Origin of the sequence: Gottschalkia purinilytica, assembly GCF_001190785.1 — a bacterium.
GTDB classification, from domain to species: Bacteria; Bacillota; Clostridia; order Tissierellales; family Gottschalkiaceae; genus Gottschalkia_A; species Gottschalkia_A purinilytica.
Genome location: NZ_LGSS01000044.1, coordinates 1 through 2073, shown reverse-complemented (window position 1 = coordinate 2073; position 2073 = coordinate 1). Strand labels below are relative to the sequence as shown.

The following is a 2073-nucleotide window of genomic DNA, read 5'->3' as shown; positions in this document are numbered from 1 at the left end:
GCTATAAGTTCCTATTTCTTCTAGTTTATCAGATAGCTTTTCAAAACTACCCCTCCATTTATCCGTCTTTCCTCTGTTTTGATTAGGTGTATTTATAAGATTTATTTTTCTTTCAACGTCTGTGGGATTAACAAAGCAATTGTTTACAAATCCTTTCATTATTGCTTCTTGATTTCCCTGTAAGCTTACATATCCACTATTTGTTTCTGGAACTATTCTTCTAAATGTTGTTAGCCCATCTAAGGTTAATCCTTTTATAAACAGTGTCTCGGAAGCTTCTCCATCTTGATCTAATCCTATTTCTTTGTGTAGTATTATTCCAGCTTTTTTGAAATTATTATTGAGTACGATAATATTAAATTTCTCTAGTTTATCAGTATTGTTTTTATTTATATTTATCTCTAATTCAAACTCACCATATTTATAAAAACGTCTTGTAAATATTAAACTCTCATAATCTTCTATCATAGATAGCCAATTTAGTTTGTCATCGTATATAGTAATCATTTTTAAACCCCCAGATATTTAGGCTTATAGTAAATGCTCACTTCCAAATTATCTATTCCCGAATCGGCATCATACCTAAATACATTGTCTCCTAAATCTAATTGTAAAAACACGCTGTCAATGTCTAGATAATGAAATATATTACTTGAAACACCATTTCTAATTAGTTCAACTCTTTTATTTCCAAACTGAGTTGTAATTCTAATTAAGTCTCCTGCTTTAAATGAACCTTTTACTTTTATATACTCTCTAGTATAAACATTAAATAAAGATATGTTCTTGACCGTTTTTGTGCATACAAATTCTATAGTCATACCGCAGGGTACATCCCCCTTGTTTAGTACATTAACTATAAGATTGCTAACTCTAGAGCCCATTATAATACCTTCACCTTTGGGGATTATTAAAGGAAAATGAAAGTTGCCTAGCCACATAGCAACTTCTTCTTTAATCTCATCAATATCACTCCAAAATGGGTCTGGACAATATAATTGTAGAATTATTTGTTGAATATTTCTTAATTTTTCACCTTCGGTAATATTTTCAATACTACAATCGATAGAATATGATTTATAGCTATTTTCATATACAAGCTTACTATTTAATCTACCGTTTAAAACACTATATAGCTTGTTTCTAAGTCTATACATATCTTGCTTATCTTCTCCAATTACACCTACCTCTAACAGTAATGTTCTTGCTTCAAAGTTACTTCCATGTCTAGAAACCCCATCCTGTCCGGGTGCTTGCGTAGTTATGTTACGTGTATTTGGATTGCTTAATCCACTAATACTCTGTAATATAAAAGGTCGGGATTTATAAAACTCAACCCGACCTCTACTATTTTCTATATATACTTTTTGCATAATATCACCTCTATGTTGCTAAACCCATACGTCTTAGTGTATATTCTGTCTGTCTCTGAGTTTCTGAATGATTTAATGATCGAGGACTATTTACAGTAACGTGTTGATTATAAACCTTTCTGTTATCGTTTGTATTGTAATTTATATTATTGTTAGATGTTGCATTTAAAGCTCTATCCCTAGCAGCGTTTATTTTAGCGTTTAAATCATCGATTAAAGATTGTATCTCAGATATTTTAGGTTTAATTCCATCTAATAGCCTTTCTCCTAACGTATGCCCTGCTACCTTGTAGCTTTCACCATAACCATGTAGTAATTCTAATATTTCCTCTTGGCTATTTTGCATTAACATTCTTTCTGCCTCTGCATATAACTTAGATTCTTCTAATTGTTCCTGCTTAATCTCTCTTACCATTTCTAGTTGCTTTTGATAGTTCTCTTTCTGTCTTTCGTAAATTTCTTTTATGTTCTCTATTTCTAATCTTTTCTGTTCTTCTAAATGTTTTTTCTTCTCTGCTAGTTCTTCTTTCTCTTGTGATATTTTTTCTTGAAGCTGTGCTTTTTTATCTTCTACTTTTTGTTTTCTTAGTCTTTCTTCTCTCTCTTTTATTACTTTATCTAGTTCTTTCTGCAATTGAGCTTTGTTAAAGTCGTTGTGTTCGTATTCTATAGCTGTTTCTAATCTTTGTATTTTCTTTAA

The 2073-nt window shown here is 30.7% G+C and carries 3 protein-coding genes; all 3 read right to left on the bottom strand.

Translation table 11 applies throughout. From position 1 onward, the window contains the following. Positions 1-507, bottom strand: a 507-nt coding sequence (locus CLPU_RS16140) for a Gp37-like protein (protein ID WP_200898653.1), incomplete at its 3' end; no start/stop codon positions are given. A gap of 2 nt (positions 508-509) precedes the next feature. Then, positions 510-1373, bottom strand: a complete 864-nt coding sequence (locus CLPU_RS16135; protein ID WP_050379109.1) for a distal tail protein Dit — start codon at positions 1371-1373, stop codon at positions 510-512. A gap of 10 nt (positions 1374-1383) precedes the next feature. After that, on the bottom strand, positions 1384-2073 hold a 690-nt coding region (locus CLPU_RS17390), incomplete at its 5' end, for a hypothetical protein (RefSeq protein WP_200898651.1).